The organism is Ramlibacter sp., assembly GCF_035548915.1.
Classification (GTDB): domain Bacteria; phylum Pseudomonadota; class Gammaproteobacteria; order Burkholderiales; family Burkholderiaceae_C; genus Ramlibacter.
In genome coordinates this window covers 252013-275944 of sequence record NZ_DASZSE010000044.1, presented here as the reverse complement: position 1 = coordinate 275944, position 23932 = coordinate 252013, and the positions used below count along the sequence as shown (strand labels likewise).

At 67.6% G+C, this 23932-nt stretch carries 25 protein-coding genes; 13 read left to right on the top strand and 12 right to left on the bottom strand.

What is annotated here, in order from left to right:
* Nucleotides 1-117: 117 nt before the first annotated feature.
* The 4 genes from VHA82_RS19295 to VHA82_RS19280 form a co-directional block, all read right to left on the bottom strand.
* Complete coding sequence (locus VHA82_RS19295) at nucleotides 118-543, bottom strand: aconitase X swivel domain-containing protein (protein ID WP_325546780.1); 426 nt, start codon at nucleotides 541-543, stop codon at nucleotides 118-120.
* A complete protein-coding gene (locus tag VHA82_RS19290; RefSeq protein ID WP_325546916.1) occupies nucleotides 540-1775 on the bottom strand; it encodes an aconitase X catalytic domain-containing protein in 1236 nt (411 codons plus the stop codon). Before VHA82_RS19290 ends, VHA82_RS19295 begins: the two co-directional genes overlap by 4 nt.
* 71 nt (nucleotides 1776-1846) lie before the next feature.
* The gene (locus VHA82_RS19285) at nucleotides 1847-2881 is read right to left on the bottom strand and encodes an ABC transporter substrate-binding protein (RefSeq protein WP_325546779.1); all 1035 of its coding nucleotides are present in this window, start codon (nucleotides 2879-2881) and stop codon (nucleotides 1847-1849) included.
* 43 nt (nucleotides 2882-2924) lie between these two features.
* Nucleotides 2925-3683: a GntR family transcriptional regulator gene (locus VHA82_RS19280; protein WP_325546778.1), complete on the bottom strand. Its 759-nt coding sequence runs from the start codon at nucleotides 3681-3683 to the stop codon at nucleotides 2925-2927.
* Between the two features lie 155 nt (nucleotides 3684-3838).
* On the opposite strand from VHA82_RS19280, the gene VHA82_RS19275 reads away from it, so the two are divergent.
* From VHA82_RS19275 to VHA82_RS19225, 11 genes are read left to right on the top strand one after another with little or no spacing between them, the layout of a single operon-like run.
* On the top strand, nucleotides 3839-4696 hold the full coding sequence (locus VHA82_RS19275) for an ABC transporter ATP-binding protein (protein WP_325546777.1): 858 nt from the start codon (nucleotides 3839-3841) through the stop codon (nucleotides 4694-4696).
* Nucleotide 4697: 1 nt separating this feature from the next.
* A complete protein-coding gene (locus VHA82_RS19270) occupies nucleotides 4698-5579 on the top strand; it encodes an ABC transporter permease (protein WP_325546776.1) in 882 nt (293 codons plus the stop codon).
* Nucleotides 5580-5624: 45 nt separating this feature from the next.
* Nucleotides 5625-6290 carry a 3-oxoacid CoA-transferase subunit A gene (locus tag VHA82_RS19265; RefSeq protein ID WP_325546775.1) on the top strand — a complete coding sequence of 222 codons (666 nt, stop codon included), beginning with the start codon at nucleotides 5625-5627 and terminating at the stop codon, nucleotides 6288-6290.
* On the top strand, nucleotides 6287-6928 hold the full coding sequence (locus VHA82_RS19260) for a 3-oxoacid CoA-transferase subunit B (protein ID WP_325546774.1): 642 nt from the start codon (nucleotides 6287-6289) through the stop codon (nucleotides 6926-6928). Before VHA82_RS19265 ends, VHA82_RS19260 begins: the two co-directional genes overlap by 4 nt.
* A gap of 17 nt (nucleotides 6929-6945) precedes the next feature.
* The gene (locus VHA82_RS19255) at nucleotides 6946-7707 is read left to right on the top strand and encodes an SDR family NAD(P)-dependent oxidoreductase (protein ID WP_325546773.1); all 762 of its coding nucleotides are present in this window, start codon (nucleotides 6946-6948) and stop codon (nucleotides 7705-7707) included.
* Between the two features lie 10 nt (nucleotides 7708-7717).
* On the top strand, nucleotides 7718-8251 hold the full coding sequence (gene accB, locus VHA82_RS19250; RefSeq protein WP_325546772.1) for an acetyl-CoA carboxylase biotin carboxyl carrier protein: 534 nt from the start codon (nucleotides 7718-7720) through the stop codon (nucleotides 8249-8251).
* Complete coding sequence (locus VHA82_RS19245) at nucleotides 8251-9396, top strand: acetyl-CoA acetyltransferase (protein WP_325546771.1); 1146 nt, start codon at nucleotides 8251-8253, stop codon at nucleotides 9394-9396. Before accB ends, VHA82_RS19245 begins: the two co-directional genes overlap by 1 nt.
* On the top strand, nucleotides 9396-9806 hold the full coding sequence (locus VHA82_RS19240) for a Zn-ribbon domain-containing OB-fold protein (protein ID WP_325546770.1): 411 nt from the start codon (nucleotides 9396-9398) through the stop codon (nucleotides 9804-9806). Before VHA82_RS19245 ends, VHA82_RS19240 begins: the two co-directional genes overlap by 1 nt.
* Nucleotides 9803-11155, top strand: coding sequence for an acetyl-CoA carboxylase biotin carboxylase subunit (locus VHA82_RS19235; RefSeq protein ID WP_325546769.1), 1353 nt, complete (start codon nucleotides 9803-9805; stop codon nucleotides 11153-11155). Before VHA82_RS19240 ends, VHA82_RS19235 begins: the two co-directional genes overlap by 4 nt.
* Nucleotides 11152-12651: a pyruvate carboxylase subunit B gene (locus VHA82_RS19230; RefSeq protein WP_325546768.1), complete on the top strand. Its 1500-nt coding sequence runs from the start codon at nucleotides 11152-11154 to the stop codon at nucleotides 12649-12651. The genes VHA82_RS19235 and VHA82_RS19230 overlap by 4 nt, the downstream gene beginning before the upstream one ends.
* 24 nt (nucleotides 12652-12675) lie before the next feature.
* Entirely contained in the window at nucleotides 12676-12990 is a 315-nt protein-coding gene (locus tag VHA82_RS19225) for an EthD family reductase (RefSeq protein WP_325546767.1), read from the top strand.
* Nucleotides 12991-12993: 3 nt separating this feature from the next.
* On the opposite strand, the gene VHA82_RS19220 is transcribed toward VHA82_RS19225, so the two are convergent.
* The 4 genes from VHA82_RS19220 to VHA82_RS19205 form a co-directional block, all read right to left on the bottom strand.
* Nucleotides 12994-13887: a DMT family transporter gene (locus tag VHA82_RS19220; protein WP_325546766.1), complete on the bottom strand. Its 894-nt coding sequence runs from the start codon at nucleotides 13885-13887 to the stop codon at nucleotides 12994-12996.
* Between the two features lie 94 nt (nucleotides 13888-13981).
* Entirely contained in the window at nucleotides 13982-15400 is a 1419-nt protein-coding gene (locus VHA82_RS19215; protein WP_325546765.1) for an MFS transporter, read from the bottom strand.
* Between the two features lie 75 nt (nucleotides 15401-15475).
* A complete protein-coding gene (locus VHA82_RS19210) occupies nucleotides 15476-16294 on the bottom strand; it encodes a GntR family transcriptional regulator (RefSeq protein WP_325546764.1) in 819 nt (272 codons plus the stop codon).
* Between the two features lie 115 nt (nucleotides 16295-16409).
* The gene (locus VHA82_RS19205; RefSeq protein ID WP_325546763.1) at nucleotides 16410-17381 is read right to left on the bottom strand and encodes a tripartite tricarboxylate transporter substrate binding protein; all 972 of its coding nucleotides are present in this window, start codon (nucleotides 17379-17381) and stop codon (nucleotides 16410-16412) included.
* Nucleotides 17382-17637: 256 nt separating this feature from the next.
* Here VHA82_RS19205 and VHA82_RS19200 point away from each other — a divergent pair, with 256 nt between their 5' ends.
* A complete protein-coding gene (locus VHA82_RS19200; RefSeq protein ID WP_325546762.1) occupies nucleotides 17638-18846 on the top strand; it encodes an aromatic ring-hydroxylating dioxygenase subunit alpha in 1209 nt (402 codons plus the stop codon).
* A gap of 26 nt (nucleotides 18847-18872) precedes the next feature.
* On the opposite strand, the gene VHA82_RS19195 is transcribed toward VHA82_RS19200, so the two are convergent.
* Genes VHA82_RS19195 through VHA82_RS19180 form a run of 4 tightly spaced genes read right to left on the bottom strand, consistent with a single transcriptional unit; the run spans nucleotide 18873 to nucleotide 22945 of the window.
* Nucleotides 18873-19829 carry a PDR/VanB family oxidoreductase gene (locus VHA82_RS19195; RefSeq protein ID WP_325546761.1) on the bottom strand — a complete coding sequence of 319 codons (957 nt, stop codon included), beginning with the start codon at nucleotides 19827-19829 and terminating at the stop codon, nucleotides 18873-18875.
* 22 nt (nucleotides 19830-19851) lie between these two features.
* Nucleotides 19852-20838 carry an NAD(P)-dependent oxidoreductase gene (locus VHA82_RS19190; protein WP_325546760.1) on the bottom strand — a complete coding sequence of 329 codons (987 nt, stop codon included), beginning with the start codon at nucleotides 20836-20838 and terminating at the stop codon, nucleotides 19852-19854.
* A 15-nt stretch (nucleotides 20839-20853) separates the two neighbouring features.
* Nucleotides 20854-21945 (bottom strand): dipeptidase, encoded by a 1092-nt coding sequence (locus VHA82_RS19185; RefSeq protein WP_325546759.1) that lies wholly within the window; start codon nucleotides 21943-21945, stop codon nucleotides 20854-20856.
* Nucleotides 21946-21949: 4 nt separating this feature from the next.
* Nucleotides 21950-22945, bottom strand: coding sequence for an arginase family protein (locus tag VHA82_RS19180; RefSeq protein WP_325546758.1), 996 nt, complete (start codon nucleotides 22943-22945; stop codon nucleotides 21950-21952).
* 84 nt (nucleotides 22946-23029) lie between these two features.
* On the opposite strand from VHA82_RS19180, the gene VHA82_RS19175 reads away from it, so the two are divergent.
* Nucleotides 23030-23884, top strand: coding sequence for a LysR substrate-binding domain-containing protein (locus tag VHA82_RS19175; protein WP_325546756.1), 855 nt, complete (start codon nucleotides 23030-23032; stop codon nucleotides 23882-23884).
* Nucleotides 23885-23932 lie beyond the last annotated feature (48 nt).

The following is a 23932-nucleotide window of genomic DNA, read 5'->3' as shown; positions in this document are numbered from 1 at the left end:
CGTTGAAGTGAGGCCAAGTGTATCGGGCGGACGCCGCGGCCGCATCCTCGAAGTGGTGGATGCCGCGTGGCGTGGCCCTTTGCCGGTTGCCGGTTGCCGGTTGCCGGTTCCCGCGCCCTACGACGGTGCCGCTGCCTCGAGGAGCCGCACGCAGGCGCACGAAGGATCGACTTCGAGCAGGTCTCCGGTCCGGATGCGCTCGAGCGCCTGCGCGGAGAGGCCCTCCATGATGGGCAGCCCCGCGAGCACGGCGCCTTGCACCATGACCGGGTTGAGCCTGCCGAAGACGAGTGCTCGCGGCGCGATGCCCTTGTGCAGCATGTCCGCGAAGGCCCAGCCGCCGGCCACGCCGCCTTTCACGGTCGGAATGACGAGGACGCGCCCGGCGACCGATTCGCCTTCGGCGCTGTGGCCCACGCGCGAAATGACGCCCGTGAGGCGATCGAGGTCGTAGCGCGGGCTGAAGCCCTCGCGCATCACGAGCGCGGTGCCGGTGAGCTTGGCTCCCCACGCCCGCCGGACCGGGAACTCGATCGGATTCATCGCGGGTCTCCCGTGCACGCGATCTCGACGCACTCGCGCGTGCGGCGCAATACGGTATTGAACCGGTGCGCGGTGATGGTGTTCACGAGCTTGCCGGAGTTTGACACGAGATTGGCCCACCCGTTTTCCTGCCGCATGCGAGTGAGCCCCTGCAGGATGTAGAAGCACACGCCCTTCAGGAACACCGCGCCCGATCGCTCGAGCGCCTGCGCGTAGCCGAGGCGCTGCGCCTCCGAATAGTTGGAATGCGACGTCGTGATGAACACTTCCATCCCCCGCGCGACGCGCCGGCCGTCGAAGAGTTCGACCAGCCGCTTGATTTCGAAGAGCGACAGCTGCGGCGCCGAAAACACGACGAGCGTCTTGCCGCCTTCGACGAAGCGGGCCGCGCGATAGACGCCGTCGAGGTCGGCGTCGGTCACGGTGAGATCGAACGCGGGCCGCGCGCCGCCGAATGCCATCGACTGCGTATGGGCTTCGGGCGTGACGCCGATCATATGGAACATCGCCATCGAGCCGTAGCTCGCAAGCGACGCGCCGAGGTGCTTCAGCGAATCCGAAGGCGGCATCTCGCGCGTGTAGTCGAAAACGGGGACCGCGAAGTAGTCCTGATTCGGATGGCCCACGATCTTGCCGAGCGCGCCCCAGTCGGCGATGTCGTCCATCTTCGCGCGCACCCTCACGAGGAAGCTGCCCCGGCGCGCTTCGTCCAGGTGGAAGCCGTAGTCGGGCGTGCGGCCCGTGAGCGCCGCCGCGAAGGACGAGTAGCCGCCTTCGTAGTTGGTTCGCGCGCCGAACACCGAGTTGGCGTAGGCCACGGTGCCGGTGTCGCCCCAGGCCACATGCTCGCCGAGCTTCGGCTGGTACACGGTCTGGTAGTTGATGCACGTGTCGGTCGTCGCGATGCGCGAGCGGCGCATGTGCATCACGATCTCGTGCTCCTTGGCGATCTCGTCGTCGTCCTGCTTCAGGCACGCGAGGTCGTCCCCGTGCATGCAGGTGGCGTTGCGCGACGTCGGCACGGCGCAGACGGAGTCGTCCTGCGAGAGCGCGCGCATGTACTCGAGCCCGCCGTCGCCCATCACCTCGATGTCGCCCATCACGTGCGCATTGGTGATGGGCACCATCCGCTTCGCGCCGAAGAAGTTGCCCACCTCGATCTGAAACCGCAGGGCCTTCTTCGCGGCGGGGCCGCGGGCTCCGGCGAGGATCGCCTCCTCCTCCTCGTTCAGCCGTACGCTGCCCGCCTTCGCGCGTGCGACGACCGCGGGGCCGCGCGCCTCCTGTGTCGATGTCGGCTCGCTCACTTGCAGTCCGTCTTCAGGAATTCCCGGATGTAGCGGTCATCCACCGACTCGGCGATGGTCTCGCGGGAGATGGGCGTCGTGATGGCCTTGGCTTCCAGCAGCGCCTGGCCCGCGACGTACAGCTTCTCCGTGAGGCCGGCGTTCTTGTTGGATAGCGTCCAGGGGCTGTTGGGCTCCAGCTGGGATTCGATGGAGGGGATGAGCAGCGTGTCGTACGTTTCCTTCGCGAGCGCGGGAGAGATGTTGAACGTCTCTTGCATCGTGCGGATCGCGTGCGCAGGATCGCGCTTCGCCGCGGCAAGGGCCAGTGCCTGCACCTTCACGAGCTTGCAGCCGACCGAGGGATGCTGCTTCAGGAATTCGGGGCGGATCGCGACCGTCGTCGCGCACACGCCGCCGTCCTTCATGAAGTCCTTGTCCCAGCTCACGATCTTGAAGCCCGCGTCGCGCAGCCTCAGGTTCCAGGGTCCCCAGATGAAGGTCGAGTCGATCTGGTCGTTCTTCATGGCCGTCTCGAGCAGGTTGGGCGCGAGGTTGGACACCTTCAGCGCCGAGCGCTGCGTGCCCGCGGCGCGCGCCGCCATCACCATCGAGACTTCCGCGCACGTGGCCGTGGGCGCGCCGATGTTCTTCGACTTGGCGATGTCCTTGAACGACTGGATGCCGGACTTCGGATCGACGACCAGCGCCATCTGGCTGGAGGAGTCGAGCGGCACGAGCACGAACTTGAGCGGAATGTTCTGCCCGAGCATGAAAAGCGTGGCAAGGCCCGTCCAGGCTACGTCGAGACTGCCGCTTTTCATGCCCGCGATGAGCGGCGAGCCCGTGGTGAAGCTCGCGAACTTCGGCGCGAGCCCGACCTGCTCGAACAGCTTCAGGTCGCGCGCGATGTAAGCGGGCCAGTAGTTGGAGATCGGCAGCCCGATGTTGATCGGGATGGGCTCGGGCTCGGCGGCCCGGGCGGCCAGGCCCGTGAGCGCGGCGGCGGCGAGCGCCAGCGTGCAGATCACACTCTTCACGATTGTTCGCATGTGCTTGTCTCCTGTGTGGGTGGGGCGGGAACGGACAGAGGTTTCACGACCGGCGCGAGGGCAGATCGTCGATGGCGACGCTCAACTGGTAGACGTCGGGCCTCAGGAAGTGCGTGCTGTATTCCACGGGGTGGCCCTCCGCGTCGCGCGAGATGCGTTCGAGCACGAGCAAAAGCGAGCTGCGCGACATCTCCAGCACCTCGCTCAGCTGCGGCGTGGGCTGGCGGCAGCTCACGAGGAACTCCGCGCGCACGGGCGTCACCTTCGCTTTTTTTTGCAGCATGTGATAGATCGGGTTCTTCTCCACGTCCGCGTGGCTGAACATGCGGCCGATGCGGCGCGGCACGATCACGCTCGTCACCGCATGCGGCACGCCGCGCGAGACGTACAGGCGCTGAAACGTGAGCACCGGGCGGTCCCACCCGTTCAGGGCCTCGGGCAGCACCGGGCTTTCTTCCCAGCCGAAGTGGATCAGCTTCGTGTGGACGTCTTCGCCGACTTGCTTGAACGTTTCCATGAAAGGCATGACCCGATCGATCGGGTGCACGACCTTCGGCATGGGCCGCGCGAGAAACGTGCCCTTGCCGCGGCGCCGCGTGAGCACGCCTTCGTCCACGAGCTGCTGCATCGCGCGGCGCACCGTGGCGCGGCTCGTGGCGAATCGCTCGACGAGCTCCGCTTCGGTGGGGAGCTGATCGCCCTTGGCGAGGCCGCTCGTGAGCTGATGGCGAAGCATGTCCGTGATCTGCTCGTACAGCGCGCGCTCGCTGCCTCGCACCAGCACCGCGCTCATGTCAACCATGCGGACCTCCCGATGAAATATGTCCCGCGAAAAAAAATGCTTGCCTTTGTCCGGAAATGACGTCTATCATGTGCAGACAATAGCAGACAATATCTCGAGTGGCAAGTGCCGTATCGCTCATGTCGCATCGCTCATTCAGCCCAAGGAGACAGACCATGACTACCGACGCGCCGGCAGCGGCCGGCACCCCCGGGGTGGCCGGCTCCAGCATCGTGTTGCGCGGCGTGACGAAGCGGTATGCGGGTGCGAACGGCTCCGCGGGCAGCACGCTCGCGCTCGATCATTTCGACCTCGAGATCAGCCGCTCCGAAGTCTTCAGCATCGTCGGCCCGACGGGCTGCGGCAAGTCCACCGCGCTCAACATCGTGGCCGGCTTCGAGGACGCGACCGCGGGTGAAGTGCTGGTGGGCGGCACGCCCGTGAGCGAGCCGGGCATGGACCGCGCGGTCGTGTTCCAGCATCCGTCGCTCTTTCCCTGGCTGAACGTCATGAAGAACGTCACGGCGGGCCTCAAGTGCCGCGGCGTGTCGAAGGACGAACGCGAGCGGCGCGGCCGCCACCTGCTGCAAAAGGTCGGGCTCACGGGATTCGAGAACCACTATCCCTATCAGCTTTCGGGCGGCATGCAGCAGCGCGTGCAGATCGCGCGCGCGCTCATCTCCGAGCCGCGCGTGCTGCTGATGGACGAGCCTTTCGGCGCGCTCGACTACCAGACGCGGCTCATGATGCAAAAGCTCCTGCTGGAGCTCTGGCAGCAGTTCAAGCCCACCATCTTCTTCATCACGCACGACGTGGCCGAGGCGATCTACATCTCCGACCACGTCGTGGTGATGACCGGACGCCCGGGCAAGGTCAAGATGAAGGTGGAAGTCACCGAGCCGAAGCCGCGGCCCTACTCGTTCATCAGTTCGCCCGAATTCGTGACGCTGCAGGCGCGCCTCATCGAGGCCGTGCAGGCCGCCGCCGCCCAGGTGGCCGACGAGGCGGCGGCCAGCAGGCTGTCGGAGCATTGAGATGAATTCACCGTCGAACACCGCCAGCGCCCTGACCTCCGCATCGGCATCGGCAACGCCATCCGCCTCCACCGTCGTGCCATCGGCCGCCACGAATTCCGGCGGCAAGCCCCGCAAGGCGCCGATTCCGTCCATCGTCATCTCGGTGGCCGCGGTGGCCGCGCTGTGCGCGCTGTGGACGATCGTGAGCACCTCGGGCTGGATTCCCGCGGGCTACCTGCCCACGCCGATGGAACTGTGGCGCGACGGCGCCACCCTCGTGAACGACGGCTACAAGGACGTGAGCCTGCTGGCTCACGTGAAGATCAGCCTCATGCGCACGCTCGCGGGCTTCGGCCTGGGCATCCTCTTCGGCGTGCCGCTCGGCCTGTGGACCGGCTACAGCCGCGTGGGCAACGCGATCGCGTCGCCCATCATGGCGTTCATCCGGCCCATCCCCCCGATCGCCTTCATCCCGATGGTCGTGCTCTACTTCGGCCTCGGCGAACTCGGCAAGGTCGTCCTCATCTTCTGGACCTCTTTCAACTACGTACACGTGAATGCGCACGCGGGCGCCGCGAACGTGCCGATCGCCTATCTGCGCGCCGCGCGCTCGCTCGGCATGACGCCCTCTCAGCTCTTCACGAACGTCGTGTTTCCCGCGGCCATCCCGCAGATCTTCACCGGCCTGAAGGTGGCACTCGCCCTCAGCTGGGCGGTCGTCGTCGCCGCCGAGCTCACGGGCGCGCAATCGGGTCTCGGCTACATGATCGCGGACGCCGCGCTCACGTTTCGCATTCCCACGGTGTTCATCGGCATCGCGCTGATCGGCGCCATCGGGCTCGGCCTGAACCTCGTCCTCAACTTCATCGAAGCGCGCATCGTGCACTGGCGCGGCCGCTGACGGCCGCTGACGGTCGCTTCGCACACAGTTTCCAAGGAGACTCACTTGATCGACAAATCAGGCAGATCGCTGGCCGAGGCCGTGGCGGTCATCCCGAGCGGCGCCACCGTCCTGGTGGGCGGATTCGGCGACATCGGCGTTCCGCTCGAACTCGTCGCCGCCCTTGCCGAGCGGGACGTGCGCGACCTCACCATCGTGTCCAACAACGCGGGCACCGGCGAGCGCGGCCTCGCGCTGCTCTTCAAGCACCGCCGCGTGAGCCGCGTCATCGCGTCGTTTCCCTCGCAGGCGGGCGCGGACCACTTCTTCGCGGCCTACGAGGAAGGCAAGCTCGATGTCGAACTCGTCCCGCAGGGCACGCTCGCGGAGCGCCTGCGCGCGGGCGGCGCGGGGCTCGCGGGCTTTTTCACCCCCACCGGTTACGGCACGGAACTCACGAGGGGCAAGGAGACGCGAGAGATCGACGGCCGCGGCTACGTGTACGAGAAGGCGCTCACGGCCGACTTCGCGCTCGTGAAGGCGGCGAAGGCGGACCGCTTCGGCAATCTCAGGTACCGGCTCGCGAGCCGCAACTTCAATCCGCTCATGGCGATGGCGGCGCGGCACACCATCGCGCAGGTCGGCGAGATCGTGCCCGCGGGCGGCATCGACCCCGACGACGTGCACACGCCCGGCGTCTTCGTGAACCAAATCGTGGAGGTGGCGCAATGAGCTGGAGCGAAAACGACATGGCGCGCCGCGTCGCGCAGGAGTTCGAGGACGGCGCCTGCGTGAACCTGGGCTTCGGCCTGCCGATCCTCGTGGGCGGCTACATTCCCGAATCGAAGACCGTCTTCCTGCACAGCGAAAACGGCATCATCGGCATGGGCCCGGACGCGACCGACGAGACGTTCGATCCGGACGTCGTGAACGCCTCCAAGAAGCCCGTGACGCTCATCACGGGCGCGGCCATCGTGCACCAGGCCGATTCCTTCTCGCTGATACGCGGCGGCCGCCTCGACTACTCGATCCTCGGCGCGCTGCAGGTGTCCTCGAGCGGCGACATCGCCAACTGGCGCGTGCCCGGCGCGAAGGGCGTGGGCGGCGTCGGCGGCGCGATGGATCTCGCCGTGGGCGCGCGCAAGGTGTTCGCGATGATGCGGCAGACCGACAAGGAAGGCCGCAGCAAACTGCTGGCCGAATGCACCTTTCCGCTCACCGGCGTCGGCTGCGTGGACAAGGTCTTCACCGACCTCGGCGTGATCGACTGCACGAAGGAAGGCTTCGTCGTGCGCGAACTCGCGCCCGGCGTCACGGAATCCGACATGCGCGCGGCCATCGGCGCGCCCGCGCGCTTCGCGCTCGAATGAACCACCAAGGAGTCACAGTGTCCAGATTCGACAGCAAGGTCGTCGCCATCACGGGCGGAGGCGGCGGCATCGGCGTCGCCTTCACGAAACGGTTCGCGCAGGAAGGCGCGCACGTGGTCGTGCTCGACGCGACGGAATCGATCGTCGCCGCGGGCGTGCAGGCGGTGGAAGGTCGCGCGACGGGCATCGTCGTCGACGTCGGCGACGAGACGAGCGTGGACAACGCGTTCGCGCAAATCCAGCGGCGCCACGGACGGCTCGACGTGCTCGTGTGCGGCGCGGGCGTGAAGTCGATGGGCCGCGTCGCCGAACACGACCTGGCCGTGTGGAAGCGCTGCATCGACATCAACCTCACGGGCCTGTTCCTCTGCAACCGCGCCGCGTCGCGCATGATGCTCGCGCAAGGCGGTGGGGCGATCGTGAACATCGCCTCCGTGAACGGCGTGCGCGCATGCGAAGGCATGGCCGCTTACAACGCTTCGAAGGCGGGCGTGATCTCTCTCACGCAGACGCTCGCCTGCGAACTCGCCCCGATGAACGTGCGGGTGAACGCGATCCTGCCGGCGCAGGTGGAAACGCCGATGACGGCCGAGCAGGTGGGTGCCGAACGCGCGCGGCGCGAGGAGCGCATTCCGATGGGCCGCTACGGCAAGCCGCACGAGATCGCGGCGGCCGCCGCGTACCTCGCAAGCGACGATGCATCGTTCGTCACGGGCCATTGCCTCGCGACCGACGGCGGCTATCTCGCCTTCGGCTTCCGTCCGCAGACCTACATCTAGGAGCGGGAGCATGTCGCTGACATTCAAGGAAGTCGATCGGATCCTCAGGATCATCGAGGAGTTTCCCGCGAGCGAAGTGCGCTTCGAATACGGTGACTTGAAGGTTCACGTACGCCGCGCGGGGTCGGACGGGCCGCGAGCGCAGCCTGCCGCGCTCGCACCGCAGGCGACGCCGGTCCAGCCTGCGCCGACCTCTGAGAAGCCTTCGGCCCATGCGGGCGCGAATGCCGCCGCCGCGAGCCCCGCGAAGCCGGAGACCGCCGCGGCACCCGAACCGCCCGCCGTGCGCGAAGGGCTCGTTGCCGTCAGCTCGCCGATGATGGGCGTGTTCTACGCCGCACCCTCGCCGGGCGCCGAGCCTTTCGTGAAGGCGGGGCAGAAAGTATCGAAGGGCGACGATCTGTGCATCGTGGAAGTGATGAAGATCATGAACACGATCAAGGCACCCTGCGCGGGCGTCGTGGCGGAGATCGCCGTGCAGAACGCGCAGTCGGTCGGAAGGGGCTCGGCGCTCATGTGGATTCGCCCGGAAGGGGGCGCGTGATGGCGTCGCCCAATTGCGCCATCGTGGGCGTCGCGGAGTCGGACCTGGGCGCCGTGCCGAATCGCACGGCGGTCGACCTCGCCGTGCAGGGTTCGATCCGTGCGCTCGCCGACGCCGGGCTCTCCCTGAAAGACGTGGACGGCGTCTTCACCGCGAACCTGTCGCGCTTCTCGCCCATCCAGCTGGCCGAACACCTCGGCGTGCGTCCCCGCGTGCTCGACGGCACGATGGTGGGCGGCTGCTCCTTCGAAATGCACCTGGGGCATGCCTGCGCGCTCATCGAGGCGGGGCAGTGCGAAGTCGCGCTCATCGCCTACGGCAGCGTGCAGCGCTCCAAGAAGGCACGCAAGCTCGAAGGCTTCGGCGAATCGGGAACGTCGGCATCGCAGTACGAGAACATGTACGCGCCGCTTTATCCGCTGTCGTTCTACGCGATGGTGGCGCAGCGCTACATGCACGAGTACGGAGCGACCGCGGACGATCTCGCGCAGGTCGCGCTCGTCGCGCGCAGGTGGGCCATGCTGAACCCCGCCGCATTCAAGCGCGAGCCGCTCACGCTCGATGAAGTGAAGGCCTCGCCCGTCGTGAGTTCGCCCCTGCGCGTGCTGGACTGCTGCCTCGTCACCGACGGCGGCGGCGCGGTCGTCGTGACTTCCATGGACCGCGCGCGCAAGCTGAAGAAGGCGCCCGTTCGCGTGCTGGGCCAGGCGGAGACGAGCACGCACGACGCGATGTCGCAGGCGCCCGACCTGCTGAAGCACGGGTCCGCGCGGACCGGGCGACAGGCGCTGGAGATGGCGGGCGTGGGCACGTCCGAGATCGACACGCTGCAGATCTACGACGCGTTCACGATCAACGTGCTCGTGGGCCTGGAGAACCTGGGCTTCTGCGGCCCCGGCGAGGCTTCGGCCTTCGTCAACGCGGGCCACACCGCGCCCGGCGGCAAGCTGCCGCTCAACACGCAAGGCGGCGGGCTGTCGTATTGCCACCCCGGCATGTTCGGCATCTTCCCGCTGATCGAGGCCGTGCGGCAGCTTCGCGGCGAGTGCGGTGCGCGCCAGGTCGCCAGCGCGCGCACCGCCATGTGCCATGCCACGGGCGGCATCTTCGGCGCCCATTCCACCGTGATCCTGGGAGTGCGCTGATGGGACTCGAAAGACCTCTGCCCGAAACGGACGGCCTCGCGGCCGAGTACTGGAGCGCGGCGCGCGAAGGCCGGCTCGTGATCCAGCGCTGCAAGGCCTGCGGCGCGGCGCAGCACTATGCGCGCCCGTTCTGCACGTCGTGCGGTGGCGCGCAGCCCGACTGGATCGATGCGTGCGGACGCGCGACGCTGCTGTCGTTCACCGAAGTGCATCGCAGCCCCTACGAAGATCTGCCCGCGCCCTATGTCGTCGCGCTCGTGCGTCTGGAAGAAGGCGTGACGCTGCTCACGCACATCGTCGACACGCCGGCCGCGAGCCTCCGATGCGACATGCCTGTGCAGCTCGAATTCCGGCCGCTGCGCGAAGGCTTCCAGTTGCCGGTGTTCCGCCTGGCGGGAGCCGCCGGATGATCAAGCGCCTGCTGATCGCCAACCGCGGCGAGATCGCGCTGCGCGTCGTGCGCGCGTGCCGTGAACTCGGCATCGAATCGGTGGCGGTGTATTCGGATGCGGACAGCGAGTCGCTGCACGTGAAGGAAGCCACGATGAGCCTGCGGCTCGGACCGCCGGCCGCGAAGCAGAGCTACCTGAACAAGGACCTCGTGATTCACGCGGCGAAGGTGACGGGCGCCGACGCGATCCACCCGGGCTACGGCTTCCTCTCCGAGGACGCCGACTTCGCCGAGCGCTGCGCGCAAGCGGGCCTCGCGTTCGTGGGCCCGCCCGCGGATGCGATTCGCCGCATGGGCGACAAGATCGCGGCCAAGCAGCTTGCCGCATCCATCGGCGTGCCGCTCGTGCCCGGCGGCACGCTCGAAGCCGGTGTCGATCTCGAGCACGCGGCGAAGGACCTCTCCTACCCCGTGCTGCTCAAGGCCGCGGCGGGCGGCGGCGGCCGCGGCATGCGCATCGTGCGCGAGGCATCCGAATTCGCGGGGTCGGTGCGGCAGGCGAGCAACGAGGCGCTCGAAGCCTTCGGCAACGGCACGGTGTACTGGGAAAGCTACATCGGCAACGCGCGCCACATCGAAGTGCAGGTCTTCAGCGACTCGCACGGCCATCACATCCACCTGGGCGAGCGCGACTGCACGCTGCAGCGGCGCCACCAGAAGCTGCTCGAGGAAAGCCCGAGCCCGATGCTCAGCCGTGGCTCGCGCAGCGAAATCTGCGAGTGCGCCGTGCGCATCGTGCGGGCGCTCGACTACCGCGGCGCCGGCACGATCGAATTCCTCTTCGACGCCGACCGGGGAAGCTTCCACTTCATCGAGATGAATACGCGCATCCAGGTGGAGCACCCCGTCACCGAGGAAGTGCACCGGATCGATCTCGTTCGCGAGCAGCTGCGCGTCGCCTCCGGCGAGCCTCTCTCGCCCGAGGTGATGCAAGCGAAGCCCGAGGGCTGGGCCATCGAGTGCCGCATCAACGCGGAAGATTCCTCTCAGGGCTTCATGCCCTCGCCCGGACGGATCACGCGCTTCGCGGCGCCGGGCGGGCCGGGCGTGCGCGTGGAGACGCACTGCGAAACCGGCAGCGACGTCTCGCCCTGGTACGACTCGATGATCGCCAAGCTCATCGTGTGGGACCGCGACCGCGAGCGGGCGAGGCTCAGGATGCTGCGCGCGCTCGGCGAATTCCACATCGAAGGCGTCGAGACGACGATTCCCTTTCACATCCGCCTTCTCGCATCACGATCGTTCATCGACTCCGCCTACAGCACGCGCTGGGTCGAAACCGCCATTCAAGGAGAGCTTGCGCCATGACGAAGAAGCCGAAGCCCATGAAGTTCATGGACATCACGATACGCGACGCGCAGCAGTGCCTGTGGGCCACGCGCATGCGCACGTCGGAGATGACGCCGATCGCGCAGACGATCGACGCGGCCGGGTTTTCCGTGGTCGACCTGACCGGCGGCGCGGCGATGGACACCGCCATGATGTTCCTCGCCGAAGACCCCTTCGAGCGCATCCGCACGCTGGCGGAACTGATGCCGAACTCGCGGCTGAATTTCAACACGCGCGGCCAGAGCATCTTCCGCTGGATGCAGTACGCCGACGACGTCATCGACTTCACGCTCGGCCTCATGCAGCGCAACGGCATCCGGTCGATCATGGCGTTCGACGCGCTGAACGATCTTCGCAACATCGAGCATTCGGTGAAGGTTGCCAAGCGCCTCGGCCTCTACGTGATCGGCGCTTTCGTCTATGCATCGAGCCCCGTGCACACGATCGAAAGCTTCGTGCAGAAGGTGCGCGAGCTGGTGGCGATGGGCGTGGACACGATCGAGATCAAGGATTCGTGCGGCATCCTCACGCCCGCCGTCTGCGAGAAGCTCCTGCCTGCCGTGCGCGAAGCGGCACAGGGCCTCGAGGTGCAGCTCCACTCGCATTGCACGACCGGCCACGGCGTCGATGTCTATCGCAAGGCGCTGGAACTGGGCGAACGCGGTGTCGATCTCTTCCACTGCGCGAGCCGGCCGCTCGCGTACGGCTTTTCTCTGCCGAGCTATCACGACGTGCTCGACCTGCTGCCGCAGTACGGATTCGAAAGCACGCTCGACCGCGCGGCCGTCGATGAGATGGAAGCCTACTTCACGATGCTCACGCGCCGCAGCGGACGTCCGCCCGGGGAAATTCAGCCGATGCAGGAAGGCGACCTCGGCCACCAGGCGCCCGGCGGCATGCTGAGCAACCTCATCCAGCAGCTGAAGGACCAGGGGCAGGAGCATCGCCTGCCGGAAGTTCTGGAAGAGATCGGCCGCGTGCGCGAGGACTTGGGCTACCCCATCATCGTGAGCCCCATGGCGCAATACGTGAGCACGCAGTCGGTGCTGAACGTGCTGTGCGGCGAGCGCTACCAGATCGTGCCGCAGGAGATCAAGCAGTACGTGCTCGGCTACTACGGGCAGGTGCCGGGCACGATCGACCCGAAGGTGCGCGAGCTGATCGCGGGCGACGAAGAAGGCATCACGGTGCGCCCGGGCGAAATCATCCCGCCGATGATGGAGCAGTACCGCAGGGAGCTGCGCCCTTACGCGACGGACGAGGAACTCGCGCTCAAGATCTTCTATTCGGCGAAGACCGTGGAGGAAAACCGCATCGCGCGGATGAACGTGCGGCAGTGGACGCACGCGACGAACCCGGCCTCGCTCCTTGCGAAGGAACTGCTTGGCCGCGGCAATCTCGAGATCTGCGAAGTCCGCAAGAAGGACTTCTACTTCTGCGTGCGCGACGACGCCGCCGCGGGCGCGCAGGCCTGATTTGCAGTCGAAGGAAACAACCCCATGGTCCGGATCGAAATCATCCTATTTCGCAACCACATGACGCTCGAGGAGCAGCACCGCTGGTGGCTCGACGAGCATGCGCCGATCGCGCGAACGATGCCGGGCCTGCGCGGCTACTCGATCAATCTCGCCGGCAAGGGCGAGAACGGCGAGGAGCCCGACATCTGCGGCACCGACACGCTCACGTTCGACGACTGGGATGCAGCGATGACGGCGTACCGTTCCGCGGAGTGGACGCGCGCGCGCGAGCACACGAAGGCCTCCGGGGCCAAGGTGCTGCGTACGTGGATCGACCGGCAGGTCCAGATCGTCTGAGGTTCATCCGGGCGCCGTCGCTGTCCGATTCAGAAGGACCAGCGCCATCGCCGCTGCGCAGCACACCATGGCGCTCACCTGCAGCGCGCCCAGCGGTTCGCTGCGCACGAGCGCACCCGTCACCATCGCCACGATCGGCACCATGACGATCGCCAGGCCCGAGATCGTGGGCGGCAGCACGTCGAGAATCTGGAACCACGCGACGTTGCCGACCGCCATCGAGAAGATGGTGACGTAGCCGATCACGGCAATCGACGTCCAGGTCGGCATGAAGAGCTCGCGCGTGCCGGTGGCGAGCGCGATGATCGTGAGCGGAATGCCCGCAATGACGAGTTGCCACGCGGTGGCAACGAGCGGCGGCACCGTCACGCGCGAGCGCTTGAGGATCGTCGTTCCGATCGCCCATCCGAATGCGCCTGTGAGCCCCAGGGCGAAGCCGAGAGGAGCCGACGCGAATGCGTGGCGGCCCGCGTACGCCAGAAGGCCGATGCCGAGCGTTGCGAGCAGGAGGCTCACGAACACGCGCGCCGTGGGCCGCTGCCCGAGGACGAGCCATGCGAGAAGGCTCGCCCAGACGGGCATGCTGAACCCGATCATGGCGGCCTGTCCCGACGGCAAGAGCACGGCGGCGTAGACGCTCGCCGCGTTCCACACCGCCAGATACGTGAGCCCGGCCAGTGCGAGGGGCCGGCGTTCGTTTCCCGGAACGAAAAGCGACACGCCGCGCATGCGCGCGAAAACAAGCAGCAGGCCTCCGGCGCCCAGCACGCAGATCGAGCGGAACGTCCAGACGGAGACCTCCTCGACCGCCATCGGGAAGAGAACCCAGTTCGTGCCCCAGATCAACGTGAGGATCGCGACAAGCGACAGGAGCTTTCTTTGTGTGAGTCGAGCCATCTTCGAAGAATGAATTGTGCCTGCTCCGTCCCTCTGGTCGTCGCCGCATCGGCAATGGTGACGAGCCAGACGCTGGTGCGCGATCCATAGCGGATCACGCCCGCGGCCCAGCCGCGGTCCGGCCCGTCACATCCGCTCCCGCATCGTGGGGCAGCCGCCAGAACTGGATCACGGTCACCGCGCACACCGCGCCCATGACGGCGAACGCGAGCTGGAAGTCCGCGAGCTGCAGCGCGCTTCTTGCGTGCGCGTCGCGCGAGAACGCAAGCAGCACGGCGCCGCAGGCGACGCCCAACGCGCCGGCCACCTGCATGGAGACCGCGGAGAGCGTCGACGCCGCGCCGCGTTGCGCGGGCGGCAACTGTGCGAACGCGAGTGTGTTGACCGCCGTGAGCAGCATCGACCGCGTGCAGCCCGCGAAGACGAGCCACGCGATCAGCATGAGCCAGGCCGTGCCGGGTTGCACCGCGGCGAAGCCGGCGATGGCGATCGCGTTGCCCAGGCCCGAGACCACCATGACGCGACGAAACCCGAAGCGCACGAGAACGGGTGTGGTGATGGACTTCATGCCGAGATTGCCGAGGAAGTAAGGCAGCAGCAACGCGCCCGCTGCCACCGCGCCGCGGCCGAGCGCGAGCTGGAACATGAGGGGCAGCAGAAACGGCGTGGACTGCAATGCCATCGAAGCGAACGTGCCGCCCGCCGCGGTGGCGACCGCGAAGGTCCGCCGCTCGAACGGCGCGAGGCTCACGACGGGATGGCGCGTGCGCCGCAGATGCCGCGCGGTCCATGCCAGACTCGCTCCGCCGCTCAGCGCGCACGCGGCCGCGCCCAACTGAGCGGGACCCTCGGCATGCGCGAGCCACTCGAGCCCACCCAGCAGCAGCATCAGGCCGGCCGCGGCGCCCACGGCACCGGGCACGTCGAGCGGTCGCCGCTCCGTCGGGGTTTCAACGGCCACGAGGCGAAAGAGCGCGACGATCGCGGCCACGCCGAGCGGCACGTTCAGCAGGAAGTTCCAGCGCCAGGACGCATAGGTGGTGATGAAGCCGCCGAGCGGCGGCCCGAGCACCGGCGCGAACAGCGCGGGCCAGGTGAGCAATGACGAGACGCCGATGATGTCCTCGCTGCGCGCGCGATGCAGGGCCAGCGTGCGGCCCACGGGCAGCATCAGGCCGCCGCCCAGCCCCTGCAGCGCGCGCGCGATCAGCAACTGCGCAAGGTTCTGGCTGCAGCCGCATGCGAGCGACGCGAGCGTGAACGCGGCGATCGACGCGACGAACACCCGCCTCAAGCCGAAACGTGTCCCGAGCCAGCTGCTCATCGGGAGGATCGCGGCGGCCGCGAGGAGGTACACCGTCACCGAAGCACTGAGATCGAGCGGAGCGACATCGAGCGCCCGCGCGATGGAAGGCAGCGACGTGTTCAGGATGGTGCTGTCCAGAAGCAGCATGAACACGATGCCCGCGACGGTGAGCGTCACGCGGCGATCGTGGCCGGCTTCGGTCGTCATCCGCCGAGTTTGCCGCACCCGCCGAACGGCATGGACAGTCCCTTCGTGCGCCGGCTCACGGGGCTCGAGGCGCGCCTAGCGCGAACTCGAGGCTCTCTGGCCCCTTGCCGTGCGGGCCCGGGCGTCCGCCTTGCTCCTCGTGCGCTGCGCGGGCTTGGCGGCGGGCCGCCGCTTCGCAGGCGCATTCGAAGACGTTGCCGCGCGCGCTGGCGTGGCGGCCGCACGCGAACCCTGCGCCTTGCTGTCCTGATGGGACTGTTCGCCATGCTGGACGTGATCGCACACGCGCTGCACCGCAAGCCGAGGGTCGTGCAGCGCGAGCGCTTCGACGATGCCCTCGAGCTCGGCGATCCAGCTCTTCATGCGCGCGGGCGTGGAAGGCGACACCAGCTTCTTCAGCCACTGCGCCTTTTCCCAGAGATTGAGCAGGATGCGGCTGATGAGCGCATTGCCGGCCGCCTCGTAGATCGTCAGATGAACCATCGAATCGACGGCATCGATCTCGTCGAAGGCCGCCTTGTCCGCGCCCGCCGCCGCGACGACCTTGGTGCGCTTCAGCGCGAGCTGCAGCTTGCGCAGCTGCTCGTCGGTGATCCGTCGCGCGGCCAGATCGGTCACGTGGCTTTCCAGCACGAGGCGCAGCTCGAAGATCTCGGCGATTTCGCGCTCGCCGAGCGCCCTCACGTAGCTGCCGCTTTGCGGGCTGATGTCGATCCAGCCCTCGCTGTTCAGGCGCGCGAAAGCAGAGCGGATCGGCGAGCGGCCCAGGCCGAGTTCGCCCGCGAGACGCTCCTCCGACAATTTGCTGCCCGGCAGAAAGCCCGATTCGATGATGCGCTTCTTGATCGTCTCATAGGCGGCGTAAGCCCTCGCCGAAGTGTCCCGGGTCATCATCGTCGTTGCTCGGCTTGGTCGTCCACGGTGCGTTCCATGCGAATCTTGACGATAGCACACGCAGCTCGCGGGAGCGGCCCCGCCGTGATGGCGGGCGTGCCGGGCGCGCCGGCGTTCACTCCACCTTGATGTTGCCGTCCTTGATGATCTTCGCGAACTTGGCGCGCTCGCCCTCGATGAAGTCGCCGAACGATTGCAGCGACCGGCCTTCGGGCGTGGCGGCGATGTGAGCGAGCTGCTCGCGCATCTCGGGCGTCTTCACGGCATCGGACATCGCCTTGGCCAGGCGCTCCGCGACATCCTTCGGAAGACCGGCGGGCCCGACGATGCCATACCAGCCCCGCATCAGAAACCCTGGCAGCCCGGCTTCGGCCGCCGTCGGAACGTCCGGCAACTGCGCGATGCGCGAGTCGGCGGCCACGGCAAGGGCCCGCACCTTGCCGGACACGATGAACGGCAGCGCGCCCTCGAGGTCGAGCGACATGATGTCCAGCCGGCCGGCCATGAGCTCCGTCACGGCCTTGGAGCCGCCGGCGTCGAAGGGCACGTCCGTCAACTGGATTGCGGCCATCTGGTTGAGCATCGCGCCGGCCAGGTGCTGCACGGAACTCTGGCCGCCCGCGCTTCCGTAGTTCAACTGCGTCGGCCTCGCCCGGGCGTAGCTGATGAACTCCTTCAGGTTCGTGACCGGAAGATTCGTGTTCACGATGAGCGCGTGCGGGATCGTCGCGATCAGCGTGAGATGCGTGAAGTCCTTCTTCGGGTCGTACTGGAGCTTGCGCAGCAGCGGATTCACCGACATCGACGAAGTCGCCGCGAGCCCGAGCGTGTAGCCGTCCGGGGGCGAGCCCGCCACCGCCATGGCGCCGACGGCGCCGCTCGCGCCCGGCCGGTTCTCGACGATCACGGGCTGCCCGAGCGGGCCGGAAATGTGCTTGGCGACCAGGCGGGCGATGATGTCCGTCGCGCCGCCGGGCGCGTTGCCCACGATGATCTTGATGGGCTTGTCCGGAAACTGCGCGCGCGCGGGCACCGCGAAGAGCGAACAGCAGGCGACGAGAACGATGGACGCGATGCGCAAGGTCATGGCGTGATCCTCGGTGACGGTTGGGGGTGGGAGGAAGAATACTGCGATCTACGCATCTAGACAACTAGTTTGTCAATGGAGGCGGCCGTGTCGTGCGCCGGAGCGAGCGCCGAGCGAGCGCCGAATCGCCGGCGGTTGACGCGAAGGGGCGCTTTGAATACGATGCACTGGTTAACTAGTCGCTCAAAACCCGGCTTCCCTCATTCCCTTTCCTTTTCCTTCGACCGACGCCCCGCAACGCTCGCTGCAACCCGACATGCCCCCCACATCCATCTTTTCCCCCGAACACTACGCCGCGACGCGGCTGCCGCTGCACCAGGCTTCCAACCTGCCCGGCTGGTGCTATTCGTCGGCGGACTGGTACCGAAGGGAAGTCGAGACGATTTTCCTGAAGGACTGGCTGTGCGTCGGCAGGGCCGAGCAGATACCCGCCGCCGGCGACTACTTCACGATGGATCTCGTGGGCCGGCCTCTCGTGGTCGTGCGCGACGAGGGCGGCGAGGTGCGCGTGCACTCGGCGCTTTGCCGCCACCGCGGCGCGGTCGTCGCCGAGGGCGCGGGACGCTGCCGCGCCTTCGTGTGCCCCTACCACGGCTGGACCTACGGGCTGGGCGGCAAGCTGATCGGCACGCCGGGCACGCCGCCGCCCATGGCGGGCGTGGAGGGCTTTCGCGCGGCCGACTACGGGCTGAGCCCGGTGCGATCGGCGATCTGGGGCGGCTTCATCTTCGTCACGTTCGACGCCACGGCGCCCGCGCTGCACGAGTGGCTCGGCGACCTGCCGCAATTCCTGGCCGGCTACGACCTCGAGAACATGCAGTGGACGCATCGCGACACCCTCGATGTGGACGTGAACTGGAAAGTGTGGGCGGAAAACGCATTCGAGAGTTATCACGCGTGGACGGTTCACCGCAAGCACATGTCGGTACCGCAGGAATGGGCTTTCGAGAGTCCCCGGCGCGGGCCGTGGACGGCGATGTTCAGCCGGCACGCCATCACGTCCTTCTCCGGGCTGCCGCGCATCGCAACGCTGGAGGACGAAAAGGCGCAGGGCCTGTTCCACCTGTGGCTGCAGCCCAGCCTGCAGATCATCCTTGCCAGCTCGTACATGAAGTTCAGGCAGTATCTGCCCGGAGGTCCGGAGAAAGTGCGGATCCAGGAGAACTGGACGTTTCCGAAAAGCACCGTGGCGCGCGCTGATTTCGACCAGATCGTCGGCCCCGCGTACTACGAGAAGTACGCACAGATCGTGGACGAGGACCTCGAAATCAATCCCAAGGTGCAAAGGGCGATGCGCTCGGGCGCCTTCCAGCCCGGGCGCTATTCGCTGGACGAGTACGTCGTGCACCGGATCGCCAACTTCGTGCTGGACCGCGTGGTGGGGCCCGACGACGGCCCGGGCCGCCGGGCGCGAGAAGCGTACAACCCGAACCCCACGATCTGGTCCGCACCCGTGGCCGCGTGAACGCCCGCCCGAGCGGGCGGAAGCGTTCACAGATCGAGAACGATCTTCGGCGACTTCGCGCGCGACACGCAGACCATCATCGAGCGGTTGGCCGCGCGCTCCTCGCGCGAAAGCAGCTTGTCACGATGCTCCACATCGCCTTGCAGCACCGCGGTCTCGCAGGTCCCGCAGATCCCCTGCTCGCAGGCGCTTTCGACGTGGACGCCGTGTTCGCACAGAACCCGCAGGATCGACTTGTCTTCGGGCACGGCCAGGGTCATGCGGCGGCGCGCGAGTTCGACTTCGAAAGGAACGTTCCGGCTGCCATCGGTCTCGGCGGCCACGAACCATTCGAAATGCACGTGAGCCGGATTCCAGTGCGACGCTGCCGCCTCCACCGCCTTCATGAGTCCCTGCGGGCCGCAGCAGTACACATGCGTGCCAACCGCACGCGCGCGCAGCAGCCCGGTCACGTCGAGCGTGGGGGAAAGACCGAAGTGCGGCACGACGCGGCTGCCTCCGAGCAGCGTCAGCTCGTCCAGGAATGCCGCATGCTCGCGCGAGCGCGCACAGTAGTGCAGCTTCCACGCTGCGCCGCGCGCGGCCAGCGCCTGCGCCATCGCATGCATCGGCGTGATGCCCACGCCGCCCGCGATCAGCAGGTGCTCGCTCGCGTCGGCCGCGAGCGGAAAGTGATTGCGCGGCCCGGTGACACCGAGCATCGTCCCCGCCCGCACGGCCTCGTGCATGCTGAGCGACCCGCCTCGCCCCTGCGATTCCTTCTTGACGGCGATGCGCCACGTGCCCGCCGCCGCGGCCGGATCCCCGCACAGCGAGTACTGCCGCACGAGGCCGCTGGGCGTATGGACGTCGACGTGCGCGCCCGGCGGGAAGGCGGGCAGCGGCCTGCCGTCGAGCGGCGCGAGGTCGAATGCGAGGATGTCGATGGCGGCTTCGCGGATCGCGCTCACGCGCACGCGGCGCGATTCCAGCTCGGTTCTCATCGCGGCCGGCTCCCGCGCGAAATCAGTAGCTGCGTCCAAGATCGACCCGGTTCGTGAGCGGTTCGCCCGCGAAGTGGCGGCGCAGGTTCGCGAAGAACAGGTCCAGCGTGCGCGGAATGTAGTTGTCGATGTCGTCCGACAGCACATGCGGCGTGACGATGAGATTGGGCGTGTCCCAGCAGGGCCAGTCGGCGCCGGGTGGCTCGGGGTAGGTCACGTCGATCACGGCCCCCGCGAGATGCCCCGACCGCAACGCGTGGTCCAGCGCGGCCGGGTCCACGAGGCCGCCGCGCGACATGTTGGCAAAGCTCGCGCCGCGCCGCATCGCGGCGAACTCGCGCTCGCCGAAGAAAAACCGCGTGTTCTCGGTAAGGGCGGTGTTGAGCAGCACGAAGTCGGCTTCGGGCAGCACCTCGAGCAGTTCGTCGGGGCGATGCATGCTTTCCACGTGCGGATGCGGCTCGCCGCTGCGGCGAATGCCGATCACGCGCATGCCGAAATCGCGCGCGTGCTTCGCCGCCGCGCCGCCGATGGCGCCGACACCGACGATGAGCACCGTCTTGCCGTCCACTGTCGTCGTGAACCGGCGGTTCCACTCGTGCCGCTTCTGCGACGTGACGAGTTCCGGCAGCCGCGCATTGAGCATGAGCAGCGTCATGAGAGCGGACTGCCCCGCCTTGGGCACATGCGCGCCGCTGTTGGTGAGCACGGTGACGCCCGGCGGCACCCAGTCGAGCGGCAGCAGGTAGTCGACGCCCGCTCCCAGTATCTGCAGCAGCTTCAGCCGCGGCGCATCTTCGCCCAGCGTGTCCTTCGGAAACCGGTAGGAGATCATCGCCTCGGCCGTGCGGGCTTCGCGCGCATAGATGTCCTGGTCGCGGCCCCAGGTCGTGCGGATGCGCGCCGCGACGTCCGGATGGCGCTGCAACGCGGCTTCGTACTGGTCCGGCCGCACCTGGAAGACCGGCATGAGGCTCGTGGCATTCTCGATGTGGACATGCAGGGACATCGCGTCCGTCTCCCTTCAGGGTTTCCAGACCTGCGCATAGACGCGCATCAGGTTGCCGGCCAGGATCTTCTCCATGTCGGCACGGGCATAGCCTCTGCGCAGCATCTCGCGCACCAGGTTCGCCTTCACGGTGGACGTATCGTTCACGCCCTGCGCGGAGTAGTACTTGTCGAACTCGTAGTCCCTCGGAATGCGGCCGCGCACGAAGGGCTTGTCGGTATGAAGAATGACGTCCACCAGCATGTCCTGCAGCTGGCCGTTGTCCACGCCCCAGCCGTTTTCCAGGCCGATCGCGACGTGATCAGGGCCGACGAGTTTCACCGCGTAGTCCAGGTGCGCGAAGTAGTCTTCGAAGGTGGCGCCGCGCGTGGCGCCGCCTTCGACGAGCGTGTCGGCCTTCGCCATGATGCCGAGGACACCGCCCTTCTTCGCGAGCGCGCGCAGCTGCTCGTCGCTCAGGTTGCGCGAATGCGCACGCACCCCGTTCACGCCGCCGTGCGAGCAGACCACCGGCTGCGTGGACACTTCCAGCGCCTCCATGAACGTGCGCTCGCCCGCGTGCGCGAGGTCCACGAGGATGCCCACGCGGTTCATCTCCTCCACGACCTTGATGCCGAACGCGCTGAGCCCGCCGGGGCTCGGCTCGGCGCAGCCGTCGCCGAGCAGGCTCCTGCCCTGGTAGGTGAGCTGCATCACCCTCAGGCCCAGTCGGTGGAAGGTCGCGACCATGGAGATGTCGTCCTCCAGCGCGCTGCTGTTGTGGAAATGCACGATGAGCCCGATCTTGCCGTCACTGCGCGCGCGGTCGATGTCGGCTGCCGTGCGCACGAGGACGAGGTCGTTCGCGTGTTCGTCGAGAAAGCGCAGCGTCGAGCTCAGGCGCTTCACGGCGGGCGTCATGCTGTCCCAGAACCAGACGACGAGCGACGAATGGATCGCGGTCACGCCGCCTTCGCGCAGCTTGCCGATGTATTCCGCGTTGAACTGCGGCCGATACGGCATGCCGCGCGTGATGGCGGTGAGGTCGCTCGCGTTGATGAAAGGCGCCTCGCCGCAGATGGCGGCGACGGCGGCCTCGTCGACGTTTTCGACGTGTGCTTCTGTCATCGGATCACTCCTTGCGGGCCGCGCCGCTTCGATGCGCGGCCAGCCACTTCTCGCGCTTCGCGGCCCAGCGGGGCTGGTCGCATATCTGCCCCATGAACTCCACCACGAAATGCGCGGCGAGGTAAGAGGTCGCGCCCGTGGCGACGTCGAGCGAGGGATTGGCCTCGACGATGTCGAAGCCCAGGACGTCGTAGCGCTCGGCCACTTCCTTCAGCGCATCGCGCAGCTGCGCGAACGACATGCCGTCCGGCTCGCCCGAAACGCAGCCCGGAATCAGCGTCATGTCGAGCACGTCGATGTCGATGCTCACGTAGCAGCGCGCGCCGGCGGGCACGCGTTCGAACAGTTTCGCAAGTCCGCCGGTGCGGAACTCGCCCATCGTCACGATCGTGTTGCCCGAGGCCACCGCGTCTTCGTACACGGCGCGCGAATGGCGGATGCTGCGAATGCCGATTTGCGTGAGGGATTTCACGTGGGGCATGCGCCGGATGTGCCGGAAGGCATGCGCGTTGGTGTGGCTCAAGCCCTGCGCGATCGGCTCGAAGTCCAGGTGCGCGTCGAAGTGGACGATGTGCACGTCCTCGCCGATCGCCCGCACGATCGGGTCGCTGATGGAATGGTCGCCGCCCAGCACGACGAGAAGCGGCGCGCGCTCGAAGAGGGATCGCGCCATGGCGGTGGCGTCGGCGAACGTCTGCTCGACGTTCGTGGGCGCCACGTCCACGTCGCCCGCATCGACGATCAACGCCTGCGTGCACTCGGGCACGAGATACTCCCGCCCGGTCTCCGGATGGAAGTAGCCCGCGCCGAAGCGCAGCGAATGCTCGCGGATGCCCCGCGGGCCGAACCGCGTGCCGGGCATGAAGGGCGAGCCTTCGTCGAACGGGAATCCCATGACCGCGATCAGGCCGCGGAACTCGCCACGGTCCGTGCAGACGGCAGACCGCAGGAACGAGGCGATGCCGGTGAACGGCCGGTCGATCCTCGGGGAGGTGCTCATCCTGTATCCTTGATAACTAGTCAACTAGAAAATACTGGAGAACAATCGGGGCGTCAAGCGCGACGCGCGACCTCGCGGAGATTCATGCCTCATCTCGACATCGACCTGCTGCGCACTTTCGTCGCCATCGCGGAGAATCACACGCTCGGCCGGGCGGCGCATCGCGTGGGCCGCACGCAGGCCGCGCTCAGCATGCAGGTGAAGAAGCTGGAATACCTGCTGGACCTGCCGCTTCTGAACCGCACGGGCCGCGGCGTGGAGCTCACGCTGCATGGCGAGCGCCTGCTCGTCCACGCCCGCGCGATCCTGCGCCTGCATGACGCCGCCCTCGCCGACATCACGGGCGCGGGCCTCGCGGGCACCTTGCGCTTCGGCTGCCCCGACGACTACGCCGCCGCGTTCCTGCCGCACATCCTGCGCAGCTTCGCGAGCCGCCATCCGCAGGTGTTCGTCGAGGTCTTCTGCGCTCCCACGCCGCGGCTGGAGGAGCGCCTGAGGAGCCACGACCTGGACCTCGCGCTGGTCTCGGCGAGCGACGCGGGGCAAAGCGCGTCGTGGCTGCGCCGCGAACCGCTCGTGTGGGTGGGCAACCGCGATGACGAAGCGGCGCAGCGCGAGCCGCTGCAGCTCGCGCTCTCCGACCCCGACACGCCCGACCATCGCGCGGCCTGCCGGGAACTCGAAGCGGCCGGCCGCAGCTATCGCATCGCCTATGCGAGCGGCAGCATGTCGGGCCTGCTCGCGGTCGTGCGTTCGGGCCAGGCCATCGCCGTGCTCACGCAGTGCGCGGTGCCCGCCGACCTGCGCATCCTGCCGCCGGGCAGCGTGCTGCCGCGTCTGCCCGACGTGGGACTCGTCGTGCGGTTCGGTCTGCAAAGCCCGCCGACGCTCGTCGCGGAATTCGCGCATCACCTGCAGGCGCTCCTTCCCGCGCTGTAGCGGCGGCGGACGCGCGCCCGAGAGCATGGCTTAAGCCGCACTGATACC

Excerpts from the sequence above, each read along its gene's own strand:
- VHA82_RS19235 (WP_325546769.1), top strand. The coding sequence starts at position 9,803 with ATGATCAAGCGCCTGCTGATCGCCAACCGCGGCGAGATCGCGCTGCGC.
- VHA82_RS19260 (WP_325546774.1), top strand. The coding sequence starts at position 6,287 with ATGAGCTGGAGCGAAAACGACATGGCGCGCCGCGTCGCGCAGGAGTTC.
- VHA82_RS19275 (WP_325546777.1), top strand. The coding sequence starts at position 3,839 with ATGACTACCGACGCGCCGGCAGCGGCCGGCACCCCCGGGGTGGCCGGC.
- VHA82_RS19210 (WP_325546764.1), bottom strand. The coding sequence starts at position 16,294 with ATGATGACCCGGGACACTTCGGCGAGGGCTTACGCCGCCTATGAGACG.
- VHA82_RS19270 (WP_325546776.1), top strand. The coding sequence starts at position 4,698 with ATGAATTCACCGTCGAACACCGCCAGCGCCCTGACCTCCGCATCGGCA.
- VHA82_RS19220 (WP_325546766.1), bottom strand. The coding sequence starts at position 13,887 with ATGGCTCGACTCACACAAAGAAAGCTCCTGTCGCTTGTCGCGATCCTC.
- VHA82_RS19190 (WP_325546760.1), bottom strand. The coding sequence starts at position 20,838 with ATGTCCCTGCATGTCCACATCGAGAATGCCACGAGCCTCATGCCGGTC.
- VHA82_RS19175 (WP_325546756.1), top strand. The coding sequence starts at position 23,030 with ATGCCTCATCTCGACATCGACCTGCTGCGCACTTTCGTCGCCATCGCG.
- VHA82_RS19295 (WP_325546780.1), bottom strand. The coding sequence starts at position 543 with ATGAATCCGATCGAGTTCCCGGTCCGGCGGGCGTGGGGAGCCAAGCTC.
- VHA82_RS19195 (WP_325546761.1), bottom strand. The coding sequence starts at position 19,829 with ATGAGAACCGAGCTGGAATCGCGCCGCGTGCGCGTGAGCGCGATCCGC.
- VHA82_RS19205 (WP_325546763.1), bottom strand. The coding sequence starts at position 17,381 with ATGACCTTGCGCATCGCGTCCATCGTTCTCGTCGCCTGCTGTTCGCTC.
- VHA82_RS19185 (WP_325546759.1), bottom strand. The coding sequence starts at position 21,945 with ATGACAGAAGCACACGTCGAAAACGTCGACGAGGCCGCCGTCGCCGCC.
- VHA82_RS19245 (WP_325546771.1), top strand. The coding sequence starts at position 8,251 with ATGGCGTCGCCCAATTGCGCCATCGTGGGCGTCGCGGAGTCGGACCTG.
- VHA82_RS19215 (WP_325546765.1), bottom strand. The coding sequence starts at position 15,400 with ATGACGACCGAAGCCGGCCACGATCGCCGCGTGACGCTCACCGTCGCG.
- VHA82_RS19240 (WP_325546770.1), top strand. The coding sequence starts at position 9,396 with ATGGGACTCGAAAGACCTCTGCCCGAAACGGACGGCCTCGCGGCCGAG.
- VHA82_RS19285 (WP_325546779.1), bottom strand. The coding sequence starts at position 2,881 with ATGCGAACAATCGTGAAGAGTGTGATCTGCACGCTGGCGCTCGCCGCC.
- VHA82_RS19280 (WP_325546778.1), bottom strand. The coding sequence starts at position 3,683 with ATGGTTGACATGAGCGCGGTGCTGGTGCGAGGCAGCGAGCGCGCGCTG.
- VHA82_RS19230 (WP_325546768.1), top strand. The coding sequence starts at position 11,152 with ATGACGAAGAAGCCGAAGCCCATGAAGTTCATGGACATCACGATACGC.
- VHA82_RS19180 (WP_325546758.1), bottom strand. The coding sequence starts at position 22,945 with ATGAGCACCTCCCCGAGGATCGACCGGCCGTTCACCGGCATCGCCTCG.
- VHA82_RS19200 (WP_325546762.1), top strand. The coding sequence starts at position 17,638 with ATGCCCCCCACATCCATCTTTTCCCCCGAACACTACGCCGCGACGCGG.
- accB (WP_325546772.1), top strand. The coding sequence starts at position 7,718 with ATGTCGCTGACATTCAAGGAAGTCGATCGGATCCTCAGGATCATCGAG.
- VHA82_RS19225 (WP_325546767.1), top strand. The coding sequence starts at position 12,676 with ATGGTCCGGATCGAAATCATCCTATTTCGCAACCACATGACGCTCGAG.